The sequence below is a fragment of the Pseudomonas sp. XK-1 genome (assembly GCF_038069885.1).
GTDB lineage: Bacteria > Pseudomonadota > Gammaproteobacteria > Pseudomonadales > Pseudomonadaceae > Aquipseudomonas.
In genome coordinates, this window is the sequence record NZ_JBBPES010000002.1 from 308,537 (window position 1) to 332,960 (window position 24,424).

Consider the following 24,424-nt stretch of genomic DNA (forward strand, 5'->3'; position numbering starts at 1 on the left):
GATTCAGCCGGACAGTTAAAACGATGAGCCAAAGCGACCTCAGTTCTCACACGCCGATGATGCAGCAGTACTGGAAGCTGAAAAATCAGCACCCGGAACAGCTGATGTTTTACCGCATGGGCGACTTCTACGAGATCTTCTACGAGGACGCGAAAAAGGCCGCCAAACTGCTGGATATCACCCTGACTGCGCGCGGCCAATCCGCCGGCCAGGCGATTCCCATGTGCGGGATTCCCTACCACTCGCTGGAGGGTTACCTGGCCAAACTGGTCAAGCTCGGCGAGTCGGTGGTGATCTGCGAGCAGATCGGCGACCCTGCCACCAGCAAGGGCCCGGTGGAACGCCAGGTGGTGCGCATCATCACCCCCGGCACCGTCAGTGATGAAGCGCTGCTTGATGAGCGGCGCGACAACCTGCTGGCGGCGGTGCTGGGTGACGAGCGCCTGTTTGGCCTGGCCGTGCTGGATATCACCAGCGGCCGCTTCAGCGTGCTGGAGATCAACGGCTGGGAAAACCTGCTGGCCGAGCTGGAGCGCCTGAATCCGGTCGAGTTGCTGATTCCCGACGACTGGCCGCAGGGCTTGCCGGCGGAAAAGCGCCGTGGCACGCGCCGCCGAGCCCCCTGGGACTTCGAACGCGACACCGCCCACAAAAGCCTGTGCCAACAGTTCGCCACCCAGGATCTGAAAGGCTTCGGCTGCGAAAACCTGACCCTGGCCATCGGTGCCGCCGGCTGCCTGCTCGCCTACGCCAAGGAAACCCAGCGCACCGCCCTGCCGCACCTGCGCAGCCTGCGTCACGAACGCCTGGACGACACGGTGATTCTCGACGGTGCCAGCCGACGCAATCTGGAGCTGGATATCAACCTGGCCGGCGGGCGGGACAATACCCTGCAATCGGTGGTCGACCGCTGCCAGACCGCCATGGGCAGCCGTCTGCTCAGCCGCTGGCTGAATCGCCCGCTGCGTGACCGAGCCATTCTGGAAGCTCGCCAGGAATCGATCGCCTGCCTGCTGGAACGCTACCGCTTCGAAACTCTGCAGCCGCAGCTCAAGGAAATCGGCGATCTGGAGCGCATCCTCGCCCGTATCGGCCTGCGCAATGCGCGCCCCCGTGACCTGGCGCGCCTGCGCGATGCCCTGGCCGCCCTGCCCACGCTGCAGATGGCCATGACCAATCTGGAAGCGCCGCACCTGAGCGAGCTGGCGGGCGTGGTCAGCACCTACCCGGAACTGGCCGAGCTGCTGGCCCGCGCCATTATCGATAACCCACCGGCGGTAATCCGCGATGGCGGCGTGCTCAAGACCGGTTACGACGCCGAGCTGGACGAGTTGCAATCGCTCAGCGAAAACGCCGGCCAGTACCTGATGGACCTGGAAACCCGCGAGAAGGCCCGCACCGGCCTGGCCAACCTCAAGGTCGGCTACAACCGCGTGCACGGCTACTTTATCGAACTGCCCAGCAAGCAGGCCGAATCGGCTCCAGCCGACTATATCCGCCGGCAGACCCTGAAAGGTGCCGAGCGCTTTATCACCCCCGAGCTGAAAGAGTTTGAGGACAAGGCGCTTTCAGCCAAGAGCCGCGCCCTGGCCCGCGAGAAAATGCTCTATGACGAGCTGCTCGAACGCCTGATCAGCCACCTCGGCCCGCTGCAGGACAGCGCCGCGGCCCTGGCCGAGCTGGACGTGCTGAGCAACCTGGCCGAACGTGCGCTGAATCTGGACCTGAATCGCCCGCGCTTTGTCGATGAGCCCTGCATGCGCATCGACCAGGGTCGTCACCCGGTGGTCGAACAGGTGCTGACCACACCCTTTGTGGCCAACGACCTGAGCCTGGACGATGACACCCGCATGCTGATCATCACCGGGCCGAACATGGGTGGTAAGTCCACCTATATGCGCCAGACCGCGCTCATCGTGCTGCTGGCCCATATCGGCAGCTTCGTGCCGGCGAAAAGCTGCGAGCTGTCGCTGGTGGACCGCATCTTTACCCGCATCGGTTCCAGCGACGACCTGGCCGGAGGTCGCTCGACCTTTATGGTGGAGATGAGCGAGACTGCCAATATCCTGCACAACGCCAGCGAGCGCAGCCTGGTGCTGATGGACGAAGTGGGCCGCGGCACCAGCACCTTCGACGGTCTGTCGCTGGCCTGGGCCGCCGCCGAACAGCTGGCCAAGCTGCGCGCCTACACCCTGTTCGCCACCCACTACTTCGAGCTGACCGTACTACCGGAAAGCCAGCCGCTCGTGGCCAACGTGCACCTCAACGCCACCGAGCACAATGAACGCATCGTGTTCCTCCACCACGTGCTGCCCGGCCCGGCCAGTCAGAGCTATGGTCTGGCCGTGGCACAGCTGGCCGGCGTACCGAATGAAGTGATTCTGCGCGCCCGCGAGCACCTGGCGCGCCTGGAAACCACCAGCCTGCCCCACGAACTACCGCCGACACTGCCTGGGCAGACGGCCGCACCAATGCAGAGCGACATGTTCGCCAGCCTGCCGCACCCGCTGCAGGAGGAATTACGCAAGATCAACCCGGATGATCTGACTCCGCGCAAAGCGCTGGAACTGTTATATACATGGAAGACACGCTTCTAACGTTTACCCGCGTGAACTGTTAGAATCGCGCGCATTTTTACCATTGCCCGACTTAAAGCCTGAGCCGTGGCCCCTACCACCAGCCTGCTAAAGCCCGCATAGAACGGTGCAGGCTGGCGCCCGAGGAGAGAATCAGAAATGACCTTCGTTGTTACCGACAACTGCGTGAAATGCAAATACACCGACTGCGTGGAAGTCTGCCCGGTGGACTGCTTCTACGAAGGCCCGAACTTCCTGGTGATCCACCCGGACGAGTGCATCGACTGTGCACTCTGCGAGCCTGAATGCCCTGCACAGGCCATCTTCTCCGAAGACGAAGTGCCGGAAGATCAGCAGGAATATATCGAGCTCAATGCCGACCTGGCGGAAATCTGGCCGAATATCACCGAGAAGAAAGAGTCCCTGCCCGACGCCGAAGAGTGGGATGGCGTGAAGGACAAGCTGCAGTATCTGGAGCGCTAGTACCGGGCTCACCGGACTGCAGACTAAAAACCCGCCTTGTGCGGGTTTTTACTTTTATGCAGACAAAAAATTGTCTAGAACATCTTTTTACATCGCCTAGCCACAGCCCGCTGGACGGACGCCAGGGATGGCAAACACAAAGAATTGCCGGGAGCAATTTTTGACGTCGCGCAGCGACGGCCCTCCGGGTGGTCGCCAGGGATGGCGGCCACAAAACGCAGACAAAAAAAGGGGCGGCTTGCGCCGCCCACCCTTTTGTCCCTATTCCATCTATTTCCCAACTCATCATCCTGATGAATCGCATCTTGCGAGGTTCCTGACTATCTCCCTGACAGCCTGCGCTTGTCCCTAAGCACAGTTGCAATACTAGCCACTTCCACGATCATCACAAGCCAGGGAAAACGCCAGAAAAGCACAATAGAAACGCTAGGCGTAAAAATTAAATACTTATAAATCAATAATTTGTGTAAGTTACACAAAACCTAAAAGCCGTTATCTGGCCTACCTTTCCACCAATCACTTACACCCTGTGTAAGCAACGGCTTACATAAGCGCGCATAAAAAACCCGGCCTAGGCCGGGTTGGGTGTTGGGACCAGCGTTTACTGGAACAACGAGTCGCTCGAAAGACCGTTCTTTTCCAGAATCTCGCGCAGACGCTTGAGCGCTTCGACCTGGATCTGCCGCACCCGCTCGCGGGTCAGGCCGATTTCCTGGCCGACCTCCTCCAGGGTGCAGCTTTCGTGGCCGCGCAGGCCGAAGCGGCGAATCACCACCTCACGCTGCTTGTCGGTTAACTCAGACAACCACTGATCGATGCTCTGCGACAGATCATCATCCTGCAGCAACTCACAGGGGTCGGTAGGCCGGTCATCGGTCAGGGTATCGAGCAGGGTTTTATCCGAGTCCTGGCCCAGTGAGACATCCACCGAGGAAACACGCTCATTCAGGCCGAGCATGCGTTTGACTTCACCCACCGGTTTTTCCAGCAGGTTGGCAATTTCTTCTGCCGAAGGCTCATGGTCGAGCTTCTGGGTCAATTCGCGAGCAGCACGCAGGTAGACGTTGAGCTCTTTGACCACATGAATGGGTAAGCGAATGGTACGGGTCTGATTCATGATCGCCCGTTCAATGGTCTGACGGATCCACCAGGTGGCGTAGGTCGAGAAACGGAAACCGCGCTCGGGGTCGAATTTCTCCACCGCGCGAATAAGCCCGAGGTTACCTTCTTCGATCAGATCCAGCAGGGACAAGCCGCGATTAACGTAACGGCGAGCGATTTTCACCACCAGGCGCAGGTTACTTTCAATCATGCGCTTGCGCCCGGCAGGGTCGCCCTTCTGCGCCAGGCGCGCGAAGAACACCTCCTCTTCAGGCGTCAGCAGGGGGGAAAAACCGATTTCGTTGAGATACAGCTGAGTGGCGTCTAGCGCCCGAGTGTAGTCGATGTACTTGTGCTGCTTGCTGCTGGCCGTGGAAGCTTTCGCTTTGCCGCGTGCAGGTGCCGCTTGTGTCTCATCATTAGAATCATCGTCAAGGACAATAGCAGGCTCCATCAAGAGCACTTCATCATCGACGTCAAACTCCGGCGCTTCTTTTTTTATGAGAGCCATTTTTGTTATTCCTTGCTGAGTTCGACAGCAAGCTCGACGCTACCAAGTCCGTGGCTGCACCCGAGCCCGTCCCTCCCACGCAATGGACAGGCTGGCGAAGATCAACGACGCGGCAGGTATTGCAGTGGATCTACAGGCTTACCCTGGCGGCGAATCTCGAAGTGAAGCTTCACCCGGTCGGTTCCTGTGGAACCCATCTCGGCAATTGTCTGCCCGGCCTTGACCTTTTGCCCCTCCTGCACCAACAGCCTGCGGTTGTGTCCGTAGGCGCTCACGTAGGTATCGCTATGCTTGATGATCACTAATTCGCCGTAGCCCCGTAAACCACTCCCGGCGTAGACCACTGAACCATCAGACGCAGCAGAAACAGGCTGGCCCAAATCTCCGGCGATATCAATTCCTTTATTCAAACTACCGTTTGAGGAGAAACGACCGATGACCGCACCGTTCGTCGGCCAGGCCCACCCCCCTGCGGAGCGCTGTACCGGCTGCATCGGCGTGGTCGCCTGCACGACCTTGGGCGGCTTTTGTGGCGTGGCTGGAGGACGCGCTGGCGTGGTCTGGGTGGAGGTAATGGGCGGGCGCACGGGTACCGGAGTGGCAACCGGTGCCGAGGCGACTACCGGCGCACGGCTGCCAGGCTGACCGTCGAAGCGAATCACCTGGCCGACCCGAATCAGGTAAGGCGCGGCAATACCATTGCGGGCGGCCAGGGCCTTCCAGTCCCAACCGAAACGAAAGGCGATGGAGTAGAGGGTATCGCCGCGCTGCACCCGATACTGCCCCTGGGTCACGGGGCGGCGCTGAGCGGCCTGGGCGGCGCGGTTGTTCCGATCGAGCACCTGCACCCCGCCAGGCGGCGGGCTGGCGCAGGCGCTGAGTAACGCGCCAAGTACCAGGCCAGCCAGCAGGCATCGGATGCCGCTGTAGCTAATTCGCAACTGAATGGCTGTGAAACTCACCCGCTTCTCCCCGACCGGCTACTGGCGTCTTAATGACTGGCGCGTATTGTGCCGCAATTATTCGTCGCGACCACTGCTTTGCTGACTACGCCCGGCCACCCACTCCAGGCTCAGCACCAGCAGCACGCCACCGACGGCCAGGGCAATGGCCAGCAATAGCTGCGGATCCTGGCCGCTGATTTCGGCAAAGCGCTCCGGCAACAGATTGCTCTGCAGCAATGGCAGCTGCTCGCCGTGCCGATCGGTACGCCAGGTCAGGGTTTCCTTCCAGGGCCAGATCTTGTTCAACGAGCCCAGCATCAGGCCGGTGAGAAAGGCCAGGCTGAGGTCGCGCCAGCGCACCAACAGCCAGCGCAACAGGCTGGCGAAGCTGACCAGGCCGACCAGGCAGCCCGCGGCAAACACCGCCAGCAGCACCAGATCCAAGCTCTTCACCGCACCCAGCACCACCGAGTAGAGACCCAGCAGCACCAGAATAAAGCTGCCGGAGATCCCCGGCAGGATCATCGCGCAGATGGCGATGGCCCCGGCAATAAACAGGCTGAAAGGATCGCTGCCCAACTGCACCGGCGAGGCCACAGTAATCCAGTAGGCAAAGCCGCCGCCGAGGGCGAAGCTCAGTGCCCGGCTCCAGTTCCAGCGCTGGATTTCCCGCGCCACCAGGTGCGCAGATACCAGAATCAGGCCGAAGAAGAACGACCACACCGGTATGGGGTGCTCGGCCAGCAGATAGGTAATCAGCCGAGCCAGGCTCAGCACACTGGTCATGATGCCCAGCAGCAGAATCAGCAGAAAGGTGGCATTGGCCGCTTGCCAGGCATCGCGCACACGCCCGCGCAACAGCATTATGGCGGCGGCCGGAATACTGGCGATGGAGCGCAGCAGCTCATCGTAAATACCGGTAATAAAGGCGACGGTGCCGCCGGATACACCGGGCACCACATCGGCCGCGCCCATGGCGATGCCTTTGGCGTAAAGCAGGAAATACTTCTTCATGGGTTCATCCGTAAACAATCGAATCAGGCCAGGGGCCCGTTGAGCAAGGGCACAAAACGCACCGCGTCCAGCACATGACGCGAGAAGCCATGCTCCTCGCGCACGATCAGCAGCAGCTCCTGCACATCACCCGCACCAACCGGAATCACCAGGCGTCCGCCCGGTGCCAACTGATCCAGCAGGGCCTGGGGCACATTGGCCGCCGCCGCCGTGACGATAATCCCGTTGTACGGGCCCAGGGCGTTCCAGCCTTCCCAGCCGTCGCCCCAGCGAAATACCACATTGCGCAGGTTGAGTTGGACCAGACGCTCCTTGGCCTTGTCCTGCAGACTCTGAATACGCTCGACACTGAAGACCCGCTCGACCAGCTGGGCCAGAATCGCGGTCTGGTAGCCCGAGCCGGTACCGATCTCCAGTACCTTGTCCAGTGGCCCTGCCGCCAGCAGCAGCTCGCTCATGCGCGCGACCATATAGGGCTGCGAGATGGTCTGGTTGTTGCCAATCGGCAGCGCAGTGTCTTCATAGGCGCGATGGGCCAGGGCCTCATCGACAAACAGATGGCGCGGCGTGCGGCGAATGGCTTCCAACACATGGGCGTTGGACAGCCCCTCTTCGTAGAGCCGCTGAATCAGGCGCTCGCGGGTGCGCTGAGAGGTCATGCCGATGCCACGGTGCAAGTCGTCCTGCTCACGCCTGATCACAGCAGACCCTCCAGCCAAGGTTGCAGGCTGTTGAGGCCATCCTGAAAAGTACGATCGAGCTGCAGGGGCGTGACCGACACGTAGCCCTGCATCACCGCATGGAAGTCCGTGCCCGGGCCGCCGTCTTCCGCATCCCCGGCCACCGAGATCCAGTAACCTTCCTTGCCACGCGGGTTAACCACCTTGACCGGCGCGGCGGCTCGGGCGCGATGGCCCAGGCGGGTCAGCTGAATACCGCGGATATGTTCCAACGGCAGGTTGGGGATATTGACGTTGAGCACGGTGCGCGGCGGCAGGTCGAGCTGCTCGTGAGCCTCGACCAGCTTGCGGGCGAAATAGGCGGCAGTGGGCAGGTTGTCCGGCTGACGCGACAACAGCGAGAAGGCGAACGCCGGACGCGTCAGAAAACGACCCTCAAGAGCCGCGGCCACGGTGCCGGAATAGAGCACGTCATCGCCCAGGTTGGCCCCAAGATTGATCCCTGCCACCACCAGATCGGCCACCTGGGGCAGCAATCCGTTCAGGCCCAGGTGCACGCAGTCGGTAGGCGTGCCGTTGAGGCTGATAAAACCATTGGGCAAAGTGCAGGGGTGCAACGGACGGTCGAGGGTCAGCGAACTGCTGGCACCGCTCTTGTCCTGGTCCGGGGCAATCACCGCACACTCGGCATAGTCGGCGAGCGCAGCATAGAGTGCAGCAAGGCCGGGGGCGGCCACGCCGTCATCATTAGAAATCAGAATACGCATGGGTTGTCCGTCTGCCCTGCCGGCAACAGATCGACGAGCTCACGCACCAATACGGTGGCGAAGCATCCAGCCGGCAGGACGAATTCCAGTTGCAGAATGTCAGGCTCGGGATAATGCCACGACAGGCCGCCGATGGGGAGGCGCAGGATGCGCCGTTCGTGCGTCATGCCCGCATCTGCCAACCAGTCGACCAAGGCAGGCTCAGCCTCGGCGACCTGTTGCTCCAGCTGCTGGGCCACTCCGGCGGCCGTGGACACCCCCGCGCCCCAGAGCGGCCCGGTGGGATGCAGGTCGAGAATGGCCAGACGTGGATCGCTGCACTCGGCTTCGCCTGCGGGGAAAAAACTGCGGCTATCGGTAAAGGCCAGCAGGTCGCCCGGCAGCGCCTGATTCCAGTTGCCGGCTGCTACCCGCGCGGCCAAGACCTGGTTGAACAGATAACTGCGCGCCGCCGAGAGCACCCGCGAACGCACATTGCGCTTGTCCGGCAGGCTCTTGTTCGCCGCAAAGTGCCGGGCATGGGCGACATTGCCGCCCTCATGGCCGAAGCGCTGCAAACCGTAATAGTTGGGAATGCCCTGGGCGGCGACTTGCTTGAGGCGCGCATCCAGCGCCTCGTGATCCGCGCTCAGCTGGGTCAGGCGCAGGGTAAAGCCATTGGCGGCGTGGGCACCGCGCTGCAGTTTGCGGCTATGACGTAGCTGCTTGAAGATGCTCAGGCTGGCATCCTCGGCGGCGCTCAGGTCAGGATCGACCTTGCCCGGCAGGTGCAGACTGAACCACTGCCGGGTCAGGGCCTGGCGATCCTTGAGCCCGGCATAGCTGATCATCCGCAGCGGCACGCTGGCGGCGCGAGCGATGCGCTTGGCGGCCTCCTCGGTGTTCAGCTCGCGCTTTTCCACCCACAGCCAGAGGTGCTCGCCCTCGCCAGCCAGGGGAATATCCAGTACCTCGTCGACCTGAAAGTCTTCCGCCACCGCCTTGAGTACCGCAGTGCCGCAAGGCGCGCCATGGGCACGCGGGCCCAGCAGTTGCAGTTCGTTCATTGCGCCACCAACAGCGCCACGGCGTGCACCGCGATGCCTTCTTCGCGGCCGGTAAAACCGAGTTTCTCGGTGGTGGTGGCCTTGACGTTGACCTGATCCAGGCTTACCTGCAGGTCTTCGGCAATCAGCGCGCGCATGGTGTCGATATGCGGGGCCATCTTCGGAGCCTGGGCGACTATGGTGGCGTCGACATTGCCCACCCGCCAGCCCTTGGCCTGAACCAGCCCCAGCACATGACGCAGCAGCACGCGACTGTCCGCGCCCTTGAAGGTCGGGTCGGTATCGGGGAAGTGTTTGCCGATATCGCCCAACGCCGCCGCGCCGAGCAAGGCATCGCTCAAGGCATGCAGCAGCACGTCGCCGTCGGAATGGGCGATCAAGCCGAAGCGGTGGGGAATCCGCACGCCGCCGAGGGTGACAAACTCGCCCTCGCCGAAACGGTGCACGTCGTAGCCGTGGCCAATACGCATAAGAAACAACGCCCTGAAAAAGTCAGGGCGTGATTCTAACCGTTTTGACCGGCAGCCCGGATGAAATCCGGGAGACCAATTTCCCGGATTTCATCCGGGCTACGCGTGGTGCAATGCCGCCGCATGATGACGCAGGTGGTCATCGATAAAGCTGGCGATAAAGTAGTAGCTGTGGTCGTAACCCGGCTGCAGACGCAGGGTCAGCGGATGCCCCGCCGCCTGGGCGGCGCTCTTCAGTGCCTCGGGCTTGAGCTGAGCCTCGAGAAAGTCGTCGCGGTCGCCTTGGTCGACCAGGATCGGCAGCTTCTCCGTCGCCTCCGCCAGCAGGACGCAGGCATCCCACTCACGCCAGCGCGAACGCTCCTCGCCCAGGTAGCGGGAAAAGGCTTTCTCACCCCAAGGGCAGTTCATCGGGTTGCTGATCGGCGCGAAGGCCGACAGCGACTGATAGCGCCCCGGGTTGCGCAAGGCGCAGACCAGCGCACCATGACCACCCATGGAGTGACCGCTGATACCGCGTTTATCGGACACCGGAAAATTCGCCTCGACCAAGGCCGGCAACTCTTGCACCACATAGTCGTACATGCGGTAGTTGCGCGCCCAGGGCTCCTGAGTAGCATTGAGGTAGAAGCCGGCACCCAGGCCGAAATCCCAGGCCTTGTCCGGATCATCCGGTACCTCTGGGCCACGCGGGCTGGTATCCGGCGCGACGATGATCAGCCCCAGCTCGGCCGCCAGCTTGTGCGCGCCGGCCTTCTGCATAAAGTTCTCGTCGGTGCAGGTCAGGCCGCTGAGCCAGTACAGCACCGGCAGCTTCGCGCCCTGCTCGGCCTGCGGCGGCAGGTACACGGCAAACTGCATATCGCAGCCCAGCACCTGGGAGCGATGCCGGTAACGCTTGTGCCAGCCGCCAAAGCTTTTCTGGCAGGAAATATTCTCCAGAGTCATGACGTCCCCGTAGGGTGCGCTGTGCGCACCACAACTGTGTATTAGAAATGAATGACGGTACGGATGCTCTTGCCTTCATGCATCAGGTCGAACGCCTTGTTGATGTCTTCCAGCGGCATGTTGTGGGTGATAAAGGTGTCCAGGGGGATCTCACCCTTCTGCGCCTTTTCCACATAGCTCGGCAGCTCGGTACGGCCCTTGACGCCGCCGAAGGCCGACCCGCGCCAGACGCGCCCGGTCACCAGCTGGAATGGACGGGTGCTGATCTCCGCACCGGCCGGTGCCACACCGATGATGGTCGACTCGCCCCAGCCCTTGTGACAGCACTCCAGCGCCGCACGCATCAGTTGCACATTACCGATGCACTCAAAGCTGTAGTCCACGCCGCCGTCGGTCATCTCGACGATAACTTCCTGAATTGGCTTGGCGAAATCTTTCGGGTTAACGAAGTCGGTCGCGCCCAGCTCACGGGCCACCTCGAACTTGGCCGGATTGATATCGATGCCGATGATGCGCGAAGCCTTGGCCATCTTCGCGCCGATGATCGCTGCCAGGCCGATACCGCCGAGACCGAAGATGGCCACGGTAGCGCCCTCTTCCACCTTGGCTGTGTTGAGCACGGCCCCGATACCGGTGGTCACGCCGCAGCCGAGCAGGCAGACCTTCTCCAGCGGCGCTTCCTTGGGAATCTTGGCCAGGGAGACTTCCGGCAGCACGGTGTACTCGGAGAAGGTCGAGCAGCCCATGTAGTGGTAGATCGGCTCGCCGTTGTAGCTGAAGCGCGTGGTGCCGTCGGGCATCAGGCCCTTGCCCTGGGTGGCGCGCACCGAGCTGCACAAGTTGGTCTTGTTGGATTTGCAGAATTTGCACTCGCCGCATTCGGCGGTATAGAGCGGGATCACATGATCGCCGACAGCCAGTGAGGTCACACCTTCGCCGATGGCCTCGACTATGCCGCCGCCTTCGTGGCCGAGAATGCAGGGGAACACGCCTTCGCTGTCCTCACCGGAAAGGGTGTAGGCATCGGTATGGCACACGCCAGTGGCGACTATGCGCACCAGCACTTCGCCAGCCTTGGGCGGTGCAACGTCGACTTCGACAATTTGCAGCGGCTGGTTGGGGGCAAAGGCTACGGCAGCACGGGACTTGATCATGATCGCTCTCCAGCGGATTCAACAGTGGCGCAGAGTGTAGATCAGTGCCCAGCGATAGATAATCAGGCAAAAGACAAAACATTATTGTCATACAGGGATAATTAACCACCAGCTGATCTAGAATTCCTCGATCGCCAGGCTGCTGGCTCCTACAGGGAACAGAACGATGAATCGCTGGGAAGGCCTGGATGAATTCGTTGCCGTAGCCGAGTGCGGCCAGTTCAGCGCTGCGGCCGAGCGCCTGAGTCTGTCGTCCTCCCATGTCAGCCGGCAGATCGCTCGCCTGGAGGAACGCCTGCAGACCCGTCTGTTCTACCGCAGCACCCGGCGGGTAGTGCTGACCGAGGCCGGACAGACTTTTCTGCAACACTGTCAGCGCCTGCAGGATGCTCGCGAGGAAGCGCTGCGCGCGGTCGGCGACCTCGGCAGCGAACCCAAGGGCCTGCTGCGCATGACCTGCGCCGTGGCCTACGGCGAACGCTTTATCGTGCCCCTGGTGACCGAATTCATGACCCGCCATCCGCAGCTGCGAGTGGATATCGAGTTGAGCAACCGCACCCTCGACCTGCTGCACGAAGGACTCGACCTGGCCATTCGTCTGGGCCGCCTGCAGGACTCGCGCCTGGTGGCCACGCGCCTGGCACCGCGGCAGATGTACCTGTGTGCAGCCCCCGAATACCTGCAGCGCTACGGCCGCCCGCATTCGCTGTCGGAACTGGGCCGGCACAACTGCCTGGTCGGCAGCACGGAGGTCTGGAGCTTTCAGGTAAATGGCCAGGAAGCGAGCCAGCGGGTGCAGGGCAACTGGCGCTGCAACAGTGGCCAGGCAGTGCTGGATGCGGCCCTGCGCGGCCTTGGGCTGTGCCAGCTACCGGACTACTATGTATTGGAACACCTGCGCAGCGGTGACCTGGTGTCCCTACTCGACAATCAGCAACCGCCCGATACCGCAGTGTGGGCGCTGTACCCGCAGCAACGCCACCTGTCGCCCAAGGTGCGGCAACTGGTCGATTACCTCAAACAGGGCCTGGGGCAACGCAACGAGTATCGCCAGCAACAGAATGTCACAGCCACGCAAGGAACATCATCAGCCTGAACACGTCCCAGGACTGGGAGCTCACCCTTCTCATTCGCCGTCCGCAAAAGGGGAAACGTCATGCAAGTACTGGTCAACAGCGACAACCATATCGAAGCCTCACTCGACTTTATGACCGCCATCGGCAAGCGCGTGGAGGACAAGATCAAGCGCTTCGAGGAGCACCTGACCCGCGTGGAGGTTCACCTGAGCGACGAGAACGCCCACAAGGGCGGCACCCTGGACAAACGCTGCCTGATCGAGGCCCGGCAGAAAGGCCGCGATCCGATTTCGGTTTCACACAACGCCGACCACCTGGAGAAGGCCATCGAGGGAGCCATCCACAAACTCAGCACGGTACTGGAACGCGATATCAGCAAGACCAGACCCCACTGACGACTAGAGGTTTAGCCGCCCGCACGGGCGGCTAAACGCGCCACAAGCGGCGCAGCCCCTGCAGATCTTCGGGGCGCGTCACCTTCAGATTGTCCCCCCGCCCCTCGATCAGACGCGGCGCATGCCCCGCCCATTCCATGGCCGAGGCCTCATCGGTAATCGCGACACCCGCCAGCAAGGCATCCGCCAGGGCCCGCTGCAATTCGCCCAGACGAAACATCTGCGGCGTATAAGCCTGCCAGATCGTCGCCCGGTCGACGGTTTCCCGTACCCGGCCATCCGGGCCCGCACGCTTGAGGGTATCGCGCGCCGGCACCGCGAGCAGACCGCCGACCGGGTCACTGGCCAGCTCCGCGAGTAGCAGGTCCAGGTCCGAACGCGCCAGATTGGGCCGCGCAGCGTCGTGCACCAGCACCCAGTCGTCGTCCCGCGCCCCCAGCTCGCTCAGCCGCAGCAGGCCGTTAAGCACCGAGTCGGCGCGCTCGCGGCCACCCTCGGCGCGCTGCAAACGTGGTTCAGCGGCGCAGGCCAGATGCGGCCAGTAGGGATCGTCGAGCGCCAGGCTGACCACCACCCCGAGCAACTGCGGGTGGTCGAGAAAGCACGCCAGGCTGTGTTCGATAATGGTCTTGCCGGCCACTTCCAGGTATTGCTTGGGCCGGTCGGCCGCCATCCGACTGCCGACGCCGGCGGCCGGAATCAGGGCCCAGAAAGGAGGGAGTTCGGGGGTATTCATTCGGCCAGCTGATAGAGGGTTTCGCCCTCTTTGAGCATGCCCAGCTCATGGCGGGCGCGCTCCTCGACGGTTTCCATGCCGCTTTTCAGCTCCAGCACTTCCGCTTCGAGAATGCGATTGCGCTCCTGCAGCTGCTCGTTCTCACCCTGCTGCTCGGCAATCTGCTGCTTCAACTGGGTGGCCTGGGCCAGGCTGCCATCGCCCACCCACAAGCGGTACTGCAGGCCAGCCAGCAGCAGAATCAGAACAAGCAGCAACCAGTAAGGACTACGCATGACAGGAAAAACGTCCGGACGAAAAAGGGGCGACTCTCGCCGCCCCTCTTTTAACACGATTGAGCTCAACCACGGAACTCGGCGCGGCCTTTGTACGGTGCTTTAGCACCAAGCTGCTCTTCGATACGCAGCAGCTGGTTGTACTTCGACACGCGGTCGGAACGGCACAGCGAGCCGGTCTTGATCTGGCCAGCGGCAGTGCCTACGGCGAGGTCGGCAATGGTGCTGTCTTCGGTTTCGCCTGAGCGGTGCGAGATCACCGCGGTGTAACCAGCGGCCTTGGCCATCTGGATGGCTTCAAGCGTCTCGGTCAGGGTGCCGATCTGGTTGAACTTGATCAGGATCGAGTTGCCGATCGACTCGTCGATGCCGCGCTTGAGGATCTTGGTGTTGGTCACAAACAGGTCGTCACCGACCAGCTGCACCTTATCGCCGATCTTGTCGGTCAGGACTTTCCAGCCAGCCCAGTCGGACTCGTCCATGCCGTCTTCGATGGAGATGATCGGGTAGCGCTCGGACAGGCCGGCCAGGTAGTCGGCGAAACCAGCGGCGTCGAAGACCTTGCCTTCGCCAGCCAGGTCGTACTGACCGTCCTTGAAGAACTCGCTGGAGGCGCAGTCCAGAGCCAGGGTGACGTCGTCGCCCAGGGTGTAACCGGCGTTGGCCACGGCTTCGGCGATGGCAGCCAGAGCATCTTCGTTGGAGGCCAGGTTCGGCGCGAAACCGCCTTCATCACCGACCGAGGTGCTCAGGCCACGGGCCTTCAGTACGGCTTTGAGGTGGTGGAAAATCTCGGTGCCCATGCGCAGGGCGTCGGCGAAGGTCTTCGCGCCCACCGGCTGCACCATGAATTCCTGGATGTCGACGTTGTTATCGGCATGCTCGCCGCCGTTGATGATGTTCATCATCGGCACCGGCATCGAGTAGACGCCCGGCGTGCCGTTCAGATCGGCGATATGTGCATACAGCGGCACGCCCTTGGCCTGAGCGGCAGCCTTGGCAGCGGCCAGGGACACGGCGAGGATGGCGTTGGCCCCCAGGGTGGCTTTGTTCTCGGTGCCGTCGAGGGCGATCATCGCCAGGTCGAGGGCTTTTTGGTCGGTGGCATCCTTACCCAGCAGCAAGTCGCGGATCGGGCCATTGATATTGGCCACGGCCTTGAGCACGCCCTTACCCATATAACGGCTCTTGTCGCCATCACGCAATTCCAGCGCTTCACGCGAACCGGTGGAGGCACCGGACGGCGCGCAGGCGCTGCCCATGATGCCGCTGTCGAGAATTACATCGGCTTCCACAGTCGGGTTACCACGGGAATCGAGAACCTCACGGCCTTTGATGTCGACGATCTTTGCCATTGCGTGTAGCACTCCAAAAAGTTGACGAAAAGGGTAGTACCGAGCTGCACACTCATTGCGCACCGGGGTTGTACCGGCGCACAAAATGTACTGACTATTTAGTCAGATTGTATACAAAAGGCACTTTACCGCAGAATTGCCGTTTCAGGCAGTCTCAATCGGCGCAAAACTCTTGATCAGATCATCCAGCTGCTTGAGCTGAGTGAGGAAGGGCTCCAGCTTGTCCAGGCGCAGGGCGCAAGGGCCGTCGCACTTGGCATTGTCCGGATCCGGATGGGCTTCGAGGAACAGACCGGCCAGGCCCTGGCTCATGCCTGCCTTGGCCAGGTCGGTGACCTGGGCGCGGCGACCACCGGCCGAATCGGCGCGACCACCCGGCATCTGCAGGGCGTGAGTCACGTCGAAGAACACCGGGAAGTTGGTCTGCTTCATGATGCCGAAGCCGAGCATGTCCACCACCAGGTTGTTGTAGCCGAAGGAGCTGCCGCGCTCGCAGAGGATCAACTGATCGTTACCGGCTTCGACACACTTGGCCAGGATATGTTTCATCTCCTGGGGCGCGAGGAACTGGGCTTTCTTGATATTGATCACCGCGCCGGTCTTAGCCATGGCCACTACCAAGTCGGTCTGCCGCGAAAGGAAGGCTGGAAGCTGGATGATGTCGCAGACATCGGCCACAGGCTGCGCCTGATGCGGCTCGTGCACGTCGGTGATCACCGGCACACCGAAGGTCTTCTTGATTTCCTCGAAGACCTTCATGCCCTCTTCCAGGCCCGGGCCGCGGAAGGAGGTCACCGAGGAACGGTTGGCCTTGTCGAAACTGGCCTTGAACACATAGGGGATGCCGAGCTTGTCGGTGACCCGCACATATTCTTCACAGGCACGCATGGCCAGGTCACGGGACTCGATCACATTGATCCCGCCGAACAGCACGAAGGGCTTGTCGTTGGCGATCTCGATGTTGCCGACCTTGATGATCTTCTGGGTCATATCCTTATGCCTTCTTCGCGTGTTGCGCCAGGGCGGCGCTGACGAAACCGCTGAACAACGGGTGACCGTCGCGCGGCGTCGAGGTGAACTCGGGGTGGAACTGACAGGCGACGAACCACGGATGATCCGGCGCTTCCACCACTTCAACCAGCGCGCCGTCGCCGGAGCGGCCGGTAACCTTGAGACCGGCTTCGATCAGCTGCGGCAGCAGGTTGTTGTTCACTTCATAGCGATGACGATGGCGCTCGACGATCACATCCTTGCCGTAGCACTGATGCACTTGCGAACCGGCCTGCAGCTGGCAGTCCTGGGCACCCAGGCGCATGGTGCCGCCCAGGTCGGAGGCGTCGGTACGCTGCTCGGTCACGCCGGTAGCGTCCTGCCATTCGGTGATCAAACCGACCACTGGATGCTGGCTGGTGGTGTCGAACTCGGTGGAGTTGGCATCGCTCCAGCCCAGCACATTGCGGGCGAACTCGATAACCGCGACCTGCATGCCGAGGCAGATACCCAGGTAGGGAATCTTGTTCTCACGGGCGTACTGCACGGTCTTGATCTTGCCTTCCACGCCGCGCAGACCAAAGCCGCCCGGTACCAGAATGGCGTCAACGCCTTCAAGCAGCGCGGTGCCTTTGTTCTCGATGTCTTCGGAGTCGATGTAGCGCAGATTGACCTTGGTGCGGTTCTGGATGCCGGCATGGCTCATCGCTTCGATCAGCGACTTGTAGGCGTCCAGCAGCTCCATGTACTTGCCGACCATGGCGATGGTGACTTCGTGCTCCGGATTCAGCTTGGCATCGACGACACGGTCCCACTCGGACAGATCGGCACCGCCGCACTCCAGACCAAAGCGCTCGACAACGAAGTCATCCAGGCCCTGGGCATGCAGCACGCCGGGGATCTTGTAGATGGTGTCGACGTCTTCCAGGGAAATCACCGCACGCTCTTCAACGTTGGTGAACAGCGCGATCTTGCGCCGCGAGGAGATATCGATCGGGTGATCGGAGCGGCAGATCAGCACGTCCGGCTGCAGGCCGATGGAGCGCAGCTCTTTCACCGAGTGCTGGGTCGGCTTGGTCTTGGTCTCGCCAGCGGTGGCGATATAGGGCACCAGGGTCAGGTGCATCAGCATGGCGCGCTTGGCACCTACTTCCACACGCAGCTGGCGAATGGCTTCGAGGAACGGCTGCGATTCAATGTCGCCTACCGTGCCGCCGATCTCGACCATGGCCACGTCGGCGTCGCCGGCACCCTTGATGATGCGGCGCTTGATCTCGTCGGTGATATGCGGGATGACCTGAATGGTCGCGCCCAGGTAATCACCACGGCGCTCGCGGCGCAGCACGTCTTCGTAGACGCGACCAGTGGTGAAGTTGTTGTTCTGGGTCATGGTGGTGCGGATAAACCGCTCATAGTGGCCCAGATCGAGGTCGGTCTCAGCGCCGTCGTGGGTGACAAACACCTCACCGTGCTGGAACGGGCTCATGGTGCCCGGATCGACGTTGATATAGGGATCCAGCTTGAGCATGGTGACCTTCAGGCCCCGCGCCTCCAGGATAGCCGCCAATGAAGCCGAGGCGATGCCTTTCCCCAATGAAGAAACAACACCACCCGTGACGAATATGTAGCGCGTCATGAAAAACCCTAGAAGTCTGCGTTTAAGCGGTCAGTGCCGCCGGGGAAAGCGAAGGAATACCGAAGCGACCAATTGCAATACAGTGCAATTAGCTAGCCCTGCCGATTCCCAAGGGGAGTCAACAAAAGCTCTAGTAAGACGGGAGCGTAGTCTACCGGAAAGGCCTTAGCAGCTCAAACCTTGATCACTCCTGCTGGCTGCCAATGCAATTGCCAGCTGCCGTCGGCAGCACCTTGCACACCCGCAAGGTTGGCGATCGCCACCACCTGGTTATCCAGACGCAGCAGCGGCAGGCGATCGCGGACAAAAGCCGGCACCCGCAACTCGTTGAACAGACGCTTGAGATCGCGATGCCCACGCCCCGGCAAGAAAATCTGCTCGCCGCCCCGGCGATAGCCCAGCTGCCAATTGCCCACCGGCAGGATGCCGTCAATGCGCACCAGACCATTCCCAGGCAATGCCACCTGCTGGCTACCTTGAACCGCGACACTGGCCGGCATGGGCGAACGTAGCCAGTCACCGGCCAACCACCACAGACGCTCATCACTGCGGCGCAACTCCCCCGCCGCCAGCTTCCAGATCGGCGCAGCATCCACGGCCGCATCCCGTAGCGCCTGCCAGCCGACCCAGTGCTCGCTATCGGGCATCGCCGTCAACGGCCGCAGCCAGTAACGCAGGGCATTGCGCTGGCGCGGCTCACTCAATCCGCGCAGCGCAGGCAGCGCCAGGCTTGGCAAGCCCAGCCAGGCAAACTCGCCCGGTACTTCGGCGGCTGCCACGTCCTGCTGCGCTAGCTCATCGAGCAACTGCCCCGCCTCGCTCAGGTGCGCAGCGCTGCGCGCGATATTCGCCGAGGCCTGCGGCCAGCGCCTGAGCACCGCAGGCATCACCTGACGACGCAGATAATTGCGCGAGAAGCGCTCATCGGCATTTGACGGGTCCTCGACCCAGGCCAAGCCATGCTCGCGGGCATAGGCCAACAGCTCATCGCGCGAGCAGTTGAGCAGCGGCCGAACCAACTGCCCCGTGCCCAGCGGACGACTCGCCGGCATGGCCGACAAACCCTGCACCCCGGCACCGCGCAACAGGCGAAACAACAGGGTTTCCGCCTGATCATCACGATGCTGCGCGGTCAGCAGCACCTCGTCGGCACCGACACGGGCGGCAAAAGCTGCGTAGCGGGCCTGGCGCGCCGCCTGCTCAAGGCTGGCCCCCGGAGCCACCTGCACATGCTCAACCTGCAACGGCACGGACAAGGCCGCGCATAGCTCGCGGCAATGCGCCGGCCAGGCATCGGCCGCGGCCTGCAGGCCGTGATGGATATGGATAGCGGAAAGCGGCGGCAACGCCTCGCGCTGCGCGAGGCTGGCCAGCAGGTGCAGCAGCACCGTGGAATCCAGCCCGCCGGACAGGGCAACACACCAGCCCGGGGCGCTACGCCAGGGCTGCAGGGCATCACGCAGACGACTATGCAGAGGAATCATCGGCCAAGCTTAAAACAACAACGGGCCCGAAGGCCCGTTGTATGCGCAGCTGCAGAGCAATCAGGCAATCCCGTAGCTCATCAGGCGCTCGTAGCGACGCGCCAGCAACTCGGTAGTGTCGAAGGTCTTCAGGGTATCCAGCTGGGCGCGCAGCGCCTGGCGCACCGCTTCCGCGGCAGCGGCCGGGTCGTTGTGGGCACCGCCGAGGGGCTCACCGATCACCTGATCGACAATGCCCAGACCCTTCAGACGCTCGGCGGTAATACCCATGGCCTCGGCCGCATCGGGTGCCTTGTCGGCGGTCTTCCACAGAATCGAGGCGCAGCCTTCAGGCGAGATCACCGAATAGGTGGAGTACTGCAACATGTTCAGCTGATCGCAGACGCCAATGGCCAGTGCACCGCCGGAACCACCCTCACCAATGACGGTGGCGATGATCGGGGTTTTCAGCCGCGCCATCACCCGCAGGTTCCAGGCAATCGCCTCGCTCTGACCGCGCTCTTCGGCATCGATACCCGGATAGGCACCCGGGGTGTCGATAAAGGTCAGGATCGGCATCTGGAAGCGTTCGGCCATTTCCATCAGACGGCAGGCTTTGCGATAACCCTCGGGGCGCGGCATACCAAAGTTGCGACGGACCTTCTCGCGCACCTCGCGGCCCTTCTGGTGGCCGATGACCATCACCGGTTCGCCATCCAGACGCGCCACGCCGCCAACAATCGCCGCGTCATCGGAGAAATGCCGATCGCCGTGCAGCTCGTCGAACTCGGTGAAGATGTGCTGCAGGTAATCCAGGGTGTAGGGACGGCGCGGATGACGCGCCAGCTTGGCGATCTGCCAGCTGGTCAGATTGCCGAAAATGCTTTCGGTCAGAGAGTTGCTCTTGTCCTGCAGACGCGCAATCTCGTCGCTGATATTGATCGAGTTGTCGCTACCGACCAGGCGAAGCTCTTCGATCTTGGCTTGCAGGTCGGCGATCGGCTGTTCGAAATCGAGAAAATTCGGGTTCATAGTCATCCGTCTTGCGTCGACGGCCAAGTGGCCGGGGAGCTGTATCCGTTTCGCGCCCTACCTTATAGCAGCAGGCGCATTCAGGTCGACACCGGGCTGCAGAGAAATCGACAGCACCCAGCGGTGTCCTCACTGACAAGCGAGGCCGGAGCCCCGCAAATCAGCGGTAGTGCAGAAAGACGTTGTCGCGGCCGAACTGGTCACGCAATGTCTGAATCAGGCTGTCGGCAGGCTCGATTCGCCAGCTCTCGCCAAACTGCAACTGGGCCTTGGCATCCGCACCACTGTAGTCGACGGTGATCGGGCAGGCCCCACGATGACGCCCACAGAGCTCGGCCAGCCAACGCAGGCGGTCGCCCTTCAGCGCATCGCTGGCAACCCGCAGGCGCAGGCTGTCGGCCAGCCCGGTACGCGCCTCTTCCAGGCTCATCACCCGCTTGGCGCGCAGACGCAGACCGCCGGAGAAGTCGTCGTTGCTCACCTCGCCTTCCACCACCACCAGGGCGTCGGTCTGCAACAAGGCCTGGGCACTGTTGAAGGCTTCGGCAAACAAGGAGGCCTCGATCCGCCCGGAACGATCATCGAGGGTGATAAAGCCCATCTTGTCGCCCTTCTTGTTCTTCATCACCCGCAGGTTGATCACCAGGCCGGCGACCGTCTGATCGCCACGGGCCGGTTTGAGATCGATAATCCGCTGACGGGCAAAGCGGCGCACCTCGCCCTCGTATTCGTCGATCGGGTGGCCGGTAAGGTACAGGCCCAGGGTGTCTTTCTCGCCCTTGAGGCGCTCTTTAAGCGTCAGCTCGCGGGCGCGCAGGTGGTTGGCGTAGACATCGGCTTCGGCATCGGCGAAGACTCCGCCAAACAGGTCCATATGGCCGCTGTCGTGGCTGCGCGCAGTCTGTTCGGCCGCCTGCACCGCCTCCTCCATGGCCGCCAGGAGCACCCCACGATTACGGTCGATATTGGCCTTGTAGGCCTTCAGCTCTTCATGGAAATGCGGGCCCAGACGATCCAGCGCGCCGCTACGGATCAGCGCTTCGAGGGTGCGCTTGTTGATGCGCTTGAGGTCGACCCGCGAACAGAAATCGAACAGATCCTTGAACGGCCCCTCCTGACGCGCCTCGACTATGGCCTCCACCGGCCCCTCGCCGACACCCTTGATCGCCCCCAGACCGTAGACGATCCAGCCGCCGTCGTTGACCGTGAATTTGAACTCGGAGATGTTCACATCCGGCGCATCGAGGCGCAGCTTCATGCTGCGACATTCCTCGATCAGGGTGACCACCTTGTCGGTGTTGTGCATATCCGCCGACAGTACCGCGGCCATAAAGGCGGCCGGGTGATGGGCTTTCAGCCAGGCGGTCTGATAGGAGACCAGGCCATAGGCGGCCGAGTGGGATTTGTTGAAGCCGTAACCTGCGAACTTCTCCACCAGATCGAAGATGTTGCCCGCCAGATCCGCGTCGATACCATTATTGGCGCAACCTTCGATAAAGCCGCCGCGCTGCTTGGCCATCTCCTCGGGCTTTTTCTTACCCATGGCGCGACGCAGCATGTCTGCACCACCCAGCGTATACCCCGCCATCACCTGGGCGATCTGCATCACCTGTTCCTGGTACAGGATGATGCCGTAGGTGGGCTTGAGCACCGGTTCCAGGCCCGGATACTGATAGTCCTGGTGCGGATAGGAAATCGGTTCGCGGCCGTGCTTACGGTTGATGAAGTCGTCCACCATGCCCGACTGCAGCGGGCCGGGGCGGAACAGCGCCACCAGAGCGATCATGTCTTCCAGGCAGTCCGGCTTGAGCTTCTTGATCAGCTCCTTCATGCCGCGCGATTCAAGCTGGAACACCGCGGTGGTCTCGGCCTTCTGCAGCATCTGGAAGGTCGGCTTGTCGTCCAGCGGGATAAAGTCGATGTTCAGGTCGGGCAGGCCCTGCTTGGCCTGCTCGCGGTTGATCGTCTCCATCGCCCATTTGATGATGGTCAGGGTGCGCAGGCCGAGGAAGTCGAACTTGACCAGGCCGGCCTGCTCCACGTCGTCCTTGTCGAACTGGGTGACCAGGCCACCACCCTCGTCGTCGCAGGCGATCGGCGAGAAGTCGGTGAGCTTGGTCGGCGCAATGACCACGCCACCCGCGTGCTTACCGGTACCGCGGCAGATGCCTTCGAGCTTGAGCGACATTTCCCAGATTTCCCGGGCGTCTTCATCGACCTTGAGGAAGTCGCGCAGTGGCTCTTCCATCTCGTAGGCTTTTTCCAGGGTCATGCCGACTTCGAAGGGGATCATCTTCGACAGGCGATCGGCCAGGCCGTAGGACTTACCCTGCGCCCGCGCCACGTCGCGCACCACCGCCTTGGCCGCCATGGTGCCGAAGGTGATGATCTGGCTGACCGCATTGCGACCGTATTTCTCGGCCACGTAATCGATCACCCGGTCGCGGCCGTCCATGCAGAAGTCGACGTCGAAGTCGGGCATCGAGACCCGCTCCGGGTTGAGGAAGCGTTCGAACAGCAGGTCATAGGCCAGCGGGTCGAGGTCGGTGATCTTCTGCACGTAGGCCACCAGCGAACCGGCACCCGACCCACGGCCTGGACCCACCGGCACGCCGTTGTTCTTTGCCCACTTGATAAAGTCCATTACGATCAGGAAGTAACCGGGGAAACCCATCTGGATGATGATATCCAGCTCGAAATTCAGCCGGTCGATATACACCTGCTTCTTCGCGGCGTAATCCGGAGTGTCCTTGGGCAGCAGCACTTCCAGGCGCTCGTCCAGGCCGTCGAAGGAGACCTTGCGGAAGTACTCGTCCATGGTCATGCCAGCCGGCACCGGGAAGTCCGGGAGGAAATATTTGCCCAGCTGCACTTCAATATTGCAGCGCTTGGCGATCTCGAGGGTGTTTTCCAGGGCCTCCGGCAGGTCACTGAACAGCTCGGCCATCTCCTCCGGGGTCTTCAGGTACTGCTGGTCGGAATAGGTGCGCGGGCGGCGCGGGTCGTCCAGGCTGCGGCCCTCACCGATGCACACGCGGGTCTCGTGGGCGGCGAAATCGTCCTGCTTGAGGAAGCGCACATCGTTGGTCGCCACCAGCGGCGCGCCAAGCTTGTCGGCCAGCGCCACGGCCAGGTGCAGATGTTCTTCGTCGTTGACCCGGTTGGTACGCTGCAGCTCCAGATAGAAACGCTCGGGAAACACGTCCATCCACTCGCGCAGCAGGGCTTCGGCCAACGCCGGCTCATCATTGAGCAGGGCATGACCGACCTCGCCCTCCTTGGCCCCAGACAGGGCGATCAGCCCCTCGGCGGCAGCCTTGACCCAGTCGCGCTGGATAATCACCAGGTCGTTGCTCTGCCCTTCGCTCCAGCCGCGCGAGACCAGCTCGGTGAGGTTGCGATAACCCTTGGGGCTCATTGCCAGCAGAGTCATACGACTGAGCGGGCCGTCTTCCTCGGCACTGGCCAGCCAGATATCGGCCCCGCAGATCGGCTTGATGCCGCCGCCCATGGCGGCCTTATAGAACTTCACCAGCGAGCACATATTGCTCATATCGGTGACCGCCACCGCCGGCATACCGGCCGCCGCCACCGCCTTGACCAGCGGCTTGACCCGCACCAGACCGTCGACCAGGGAAAACTCGGTATGCAGACGCAGGTGGACGAACGAAGCAGTCATGACAGTCCTATATCAAACACAAAAACGACAAGGAGGGGATTGTACAGCCAAGGCAGCGGCGCGCTACAGACAGCAAGCCGAAAGCGACGGTGG

Annotated in this window: 20 protein-coding genes and 1 pseudogene; 4 read left to right on the top strand and 17 right to left on the bottom strand. The window is 62.1% G+C overall.

What is annotated here, in order from left to right; all coding sequences use genetic code 11:
• The first annotated feature begins 23 nt into the window (after positions 1-23).
• Positions 24-2,597 carry a DNA mismatch repair protein MutS gene (gene mutS / locus WMW70_RS07115; RefSeq protein ID WP_341436822.1) on the top strand — a complete coding sequence of 858 codons (2,574 nt, stop codon included), beginning with the start codon at positions 24-26 and terminating at the stop codon, positions 2,595-2,597.
• A gap of 138 nt (positions 2,598-2,735) precedes the next feature.
• Positions 2,736-3,059, top strand: a complete 324-nt coding sequence (gene fdxA / locus WMW70_RS07120) for a ferredoxin FdxA (RefSeq protein WP_274086771.1) — start codon at positions 2,736-2,738, stop codon at positions 3,057-3,059.
• Positions 3,060-3,660: 601 nt separating this feature from the next.
• Here the strand turns inward: fdxA and rpoS are convergent.
• From rpoS to WMW70_RS07165, 9 genes are all read right to left on the bottom strand, one after another.
• Positions 3,661-4,671 carry an RNA polymerase sigma factor RpoS gene (gene rpoS / locus WMW70_RS07125; protein ID WP_341436823.1) on the bottom strand — a complete coding sequence of 337 codons (1,011 nt, stop codon included), beginning with the start codon at positions 4,669-4,671 and terminating at the stop codon, positions 3,661-3,663.
• A 101-nt stretch (positions 4,672-4,772) separates the two neighbouring features.
• Complete coding sequence (locus WMW70_RS07130; protein WP_341436824.1) at positions 4,773-5,633, bottom strand: peptidoglycan DD-metalloendopeptidase family protein; 861 nt, start codon at positions 5,631-5,633, stop codon at positions 4,773-4,775.
• Between the two features lie 57 nt (positions 5,634-5,690).
• Positions 5,691-6,629, bottom strand: coding sequence for a DUF368 domain-containing protein (locus WMW70_RS07135; RefSeq protein ID WP_341436825.1), 939 nt, complete (start codon positions 6,627-6,629; stop codon positions 5,691-5,693).
• Positions 6,630-6,652: 23 nt separating this feature from the next.
• Positions 6,653-7,288 carry a protein-L-isoaspartate(D-aspartate) O-methyltransferase gene (locus WMW70_RS07140; RefSeq protein WP_341437045.1) on the bottom strand — a complete coding sequence of 212 codons (636 nt, stop codon included), beginning with the start codon at positions 7,286-7,288 and terminating at the stop codon, positions 6,653-6,655.
• Between the two features lie 38 nt (positions 7,289-7,326).
• On the bottom strand, positions 7,327-8,076 hold the full coding sequence (gene surE, locus WMW70_RS07145) for a 5'/3'-nucleotidase SurE (protein WP_341436826.1): 750 nt from the start codon (positions 8,074-8,076) through the stop codon (positions 7,327-7,329).
• Positions 8,064-9,122: a tRNA pseudouridine(13) synthase TruD gene (truD, locus tag WMW70_RS07150; RefSeq protein ID WP_341436827.1), complete on the bottom strand. Its 1,059-nt coding sequence runs from the start codon at positions 9,120-9,122 to the stop codon at positions 8,064-8,066. Before truD ends, surE begins: the two co-directional genes overlap by 13 nt.
• Entirely contained in the window at positions 9,119-9,592 is a 474-nt protein-coding gene (gene ispF, locus WMW70_RS07155; protein ID WP_341436828.1) for a 2-C-methyl-D-erythritol 2,4-cyclodiphosphate synthase, read from the bottom strand. The genes truD and ispF overlap by 4 nt, the downstream gene beginning before the upstream one ends.
• Before the next feature lie 99 nt (positions 9,593-9,691).
• Complete coding sequence (gene fghA / locus WMW70_RS07160) at positions 9,692-10,540, bottom strand: S-formylglutathione hydrolase (RefSeq protein ID WP_341436829.1); 849 nt, start codon at positions 10,538-10,540, stop codon at positions 9,692-9,694.
• Positions 10,541-10,581: 41 nt separating this feature from the next.
• A complete protein-coding gene (locus tag WMW70_RS07165) occupies positions 10,582-11,694 on the bottom strand; it encodes an S-(hydroxymethyl)glutathione dehydrogenase/class III alcohol dehydrogenase (RefSeq protein WP_341436830.1) in 1,113 nt (370 codons plus the stop codon).
• Between the two features lie 166 nt (positions 11,695-11,860).
• On the opposite strand from WMW70_RS07165, the gene WMW70_RS07170 reads away from it, so the two are divergent.
• Both WMW70_RS07170 and WMW70_RS07175 read left to right on the top strand, forming a co-directional pair.
• Positions 11,861-12,790: a LysR substrate-binding domain-containing protein gene (locus tag WMW70_RS07170; protein WP_341436831.1), complete on the top strand. Its 930-nt coding sequence runs from the start codon at positions 11,861-11,863 to the stop codon at positions 12,788-12,790.
• A gap of 60 nt (positions 12,791-12,850) precedes the next feature.
• Positions 12,851-13,165, top strand: coding sequence for an HPF/RaiA family ribosome-associated protein (locus tag WMW70_RS07175; RefSeq protein WP_341436832.1), 315 nt, complete (start codon positions 12,851-12,853; stop codon positions 13,163-13,165).
• A gap of 31 nt (positions 13,166-13,196) precedes the next feature.
• On the opposite strand, the gene ispD is transcribed toward WMW70_RS07175, so the two are convergent.
• The 8 genes and pseudogenes from ispD to dnaE form a co-directional block, all read right to left on the bottom strand.
• A complete protein-coding gene (gene ispD / locus WMW70_RS07180) occupies positions 13,197-13,901 on the bottom strand; it encodes a 2-C-methyl-D-erythritol 4-phosphate cytidylyltransferase (protein ID WP_341436833.1) in 705 nt (234 codons plus the stop codon).
• Positions 13,898-14,176, bottom strand: a complete 279-nt coding sequence (ftsB, locus tag WMW70_RS07185; protein ID WP_325504507.1) for a cell division protein FtsB — start codon at positions 14,174-14,176, stop codon at positions 13,898-13,900. Before ftsB ends, ispD begins: the two co-directional genes overlap by 4 nt.
• Before the next feature lie 65 nt (positions 14,177-14,241).
• Entirely contained in the window at positions 14,242-15,531 is a 1,290-nt protein-coding gene (gene eno / locus WMW70_RS07190; protein ID WP_341436834.1) for a phosphopyruvate hydratase, read from the bottom strand.
• 144 nt (positions 15,532-15,675) lie between these two features.
• Positions 15,676-16,521, bottom strand: coding sequence for a 3-deoxy-8-phosphooctulonate synthase (gene kdsA / locus WMW70_RS07195; protein ID WP_341436835.1), 846 nt, complete (start codon positions 16,519-16,521; stop codon positions 15,676-15,678).
• 4 nt (positions 16,522-16,525) lie between these two features.
• Positions 16,526-18,157 (bottom strand): CTP synthase, encoded by a 1,632-nt coding sequence (locus tag WMW70_RS07200; protein ID WP_341436836.1) that lies wholly within the window; start codon positions 18,155-18,157, stop codon positions 16,526-16,528.
• A gap of 165 nt (positions 18,158-18,322) precedes the next feature.
• Positions 18,323-19,641 (bottom strand): annotated as a pseudogene (gene tilS / locus WMW70_RS07205) (tRNA lysidine(34) synthetase TilS).
• Positions 19,642-19,701: 60 nt separating this feature from the next.
• Positions 19,702-20,652 (bottom strand): acetyl-CoA carboxylase carboxyl transferase subunit alpha, encoded by a 951-nt coding sequence (gene accA, locus WMW70_RS07210; RefSeq protein ID WP_341436837.1) that lies wholly within the window; start codon positions 20,650-20,652, stop codon positions 19,702-19,704.
• A gap of 160 nt (positions 20,653-20,812) precedes the next feature.
• Positions 20,813-24,331, bottom strand: coding sequence for a DNA polymerase III subunit alpha (dnaE, locus tag WMW70_RS07215; RefSeq protein ID WP_341436838.1), 3,519 nt, complete (start codon positions 24,329-24,331; stop codon positions 20,813-20,815).
• Between the last annotated feature and the right edge of the window lie 93 nt (positions 24,332-24,424).

What these genes read in the sequence shown, in the direction of transcription:
- kdsA (WP_341436835.1), bottom strand. Translation starts at nt 16,521, where the DNA reads ATGACCCAGAAGATCATCAAGGTCGGCAACATCGAGATCGCCAACGAC.
- WMW70_RS07175 (WP_341436832.1), top strand. Translation starts at nt 12,851, where the DNA reads ATGCAAGTACTGGTCAACAGCGACAACCATATCGAAGCCTCACTCGAC.
- ispD (WP_341436833.1), bottom strand. Translation starts at nt 13,901, where the DNA reads ATGAATACCCCCGAACTCCCTCCTTTCTGGGCCCTGATTCCGGCCGCC.
- ftsB (WP_325504507.1), bottom strand. Translation starts at nt 14,176, where the DNA reads ATGCGTAGTCCTTACTGGTTGCTGCTTGTTCTGATTCTGCTGCTGGCT.
- fdxA (WP_274086771.1), top strand. Translation starts at nt 2,736, where the DNA reads ATGACCTTCGTTGTTACCGACAACTGCGTGAAATGCAAATACACCGAC.
- accA (WP_341436837.1), bottom strand. Translation starts at nt 20,652, where the DNA reads ATGAACCCGAATTTTCTCGATTTCGAACAGCCGATCGCCGACCTGCAA.
- rpoS (WP_341436823.1), bottom strand. Translation starts at nt 4,671, where the DNA reads ATGGCTCTCATAAAAAAAGAAGCGCCGGAGTTTGACGTCGATGATGAA.
- WMW70_RS07170 (WP_341436831.1), top strand. Translation starts at nt 11,861, where the DNA reads ATGAATCGCTGGGAAGGCCTGGATGAATTCGTTGCCGTAGCCGAGTGC.
- dnaE (WP_341436838.1), bottom strand. Translation starts at nt 24,331, where the DNA reads ATGACTGCTTCGTTCGTCCACCTGCGTCTGCATACCGAGTTTTCCCTG.
- truD (WP_341436827.1), bottom strand. Translation starts at nt 9,122, where the DNA reads ATGAACGAACTGCAACTGCTGGGCCCGCGTGCCCATGGCGCGCCTTGC.
- surE (WP_341436826.1), bottom strand. Translation starts at nt 8,076, where the DNA reads ATGCGTATTCTGATTTCTAATGATGACGGCGTGGCCGCCCCCGGCCTT.
- fghA (WP_341436829.1), bottom strand. Translation starts at nt 10,540, where the DNA reads ATGACTCTGGAGAATATTTCCTGCCAGAAAAGCTTTGGCGGCTGGCAC.
- WMW70_RS07200 (WP_341436836.1), bottom strand. Translation starts at nt 18,157, where the DNA reads ATGACGCGCTACATATTCGTCACGGGTGGTGTTGTTTCTTCATTGGGG.
- WMW70_RS07140 (WP_341437045.1), bottom strand. Translation starts at nt 7,288, where the DNA reads ATGACCTCTCAGCGCACCCGCGAGCGCCTGATTCAGCGGCTCTACGAA.
- eno (WP_341436834.1), bottom strand. Translation starts at nt 15,531, where the DNA reads ATGGCAAAGATCGTCGACATCAAAGGCCGTGAGGTTCTCGATTCCCGT.
- WMW70_RS07135 (WP_341436825.1), bottom strand. Translation starts at nt 6,629, where the DNA reads ATGAAGAAGTATTTCCTGCTTTACGCCAAAGGCATCGCCATGGGCGCG.
- ispF (WP_341436828.1), bottom strand. Translation starts at nt 9,592, where the DNA reads ATGCGTATTGGCCACGGCTACGACGTGCACCGTTTCGGCGAGGGCGAG.
- mutS (WP_341436822.1), top strand. Translation starts at nt 24, where the DNA reads ATGAGCCAAAGCGACCTCAGTTCTCACACGCCGATGATGCAGCAGTAC.
- WMW70_RS07165 (WP_341436830.1), bottom strand. Translation starts at nt 11,694, where the DNA reads ATGATCAAGTCCCGTGCTGCCGTAGCCTTTGCCCCCAACCAGCCGCTG.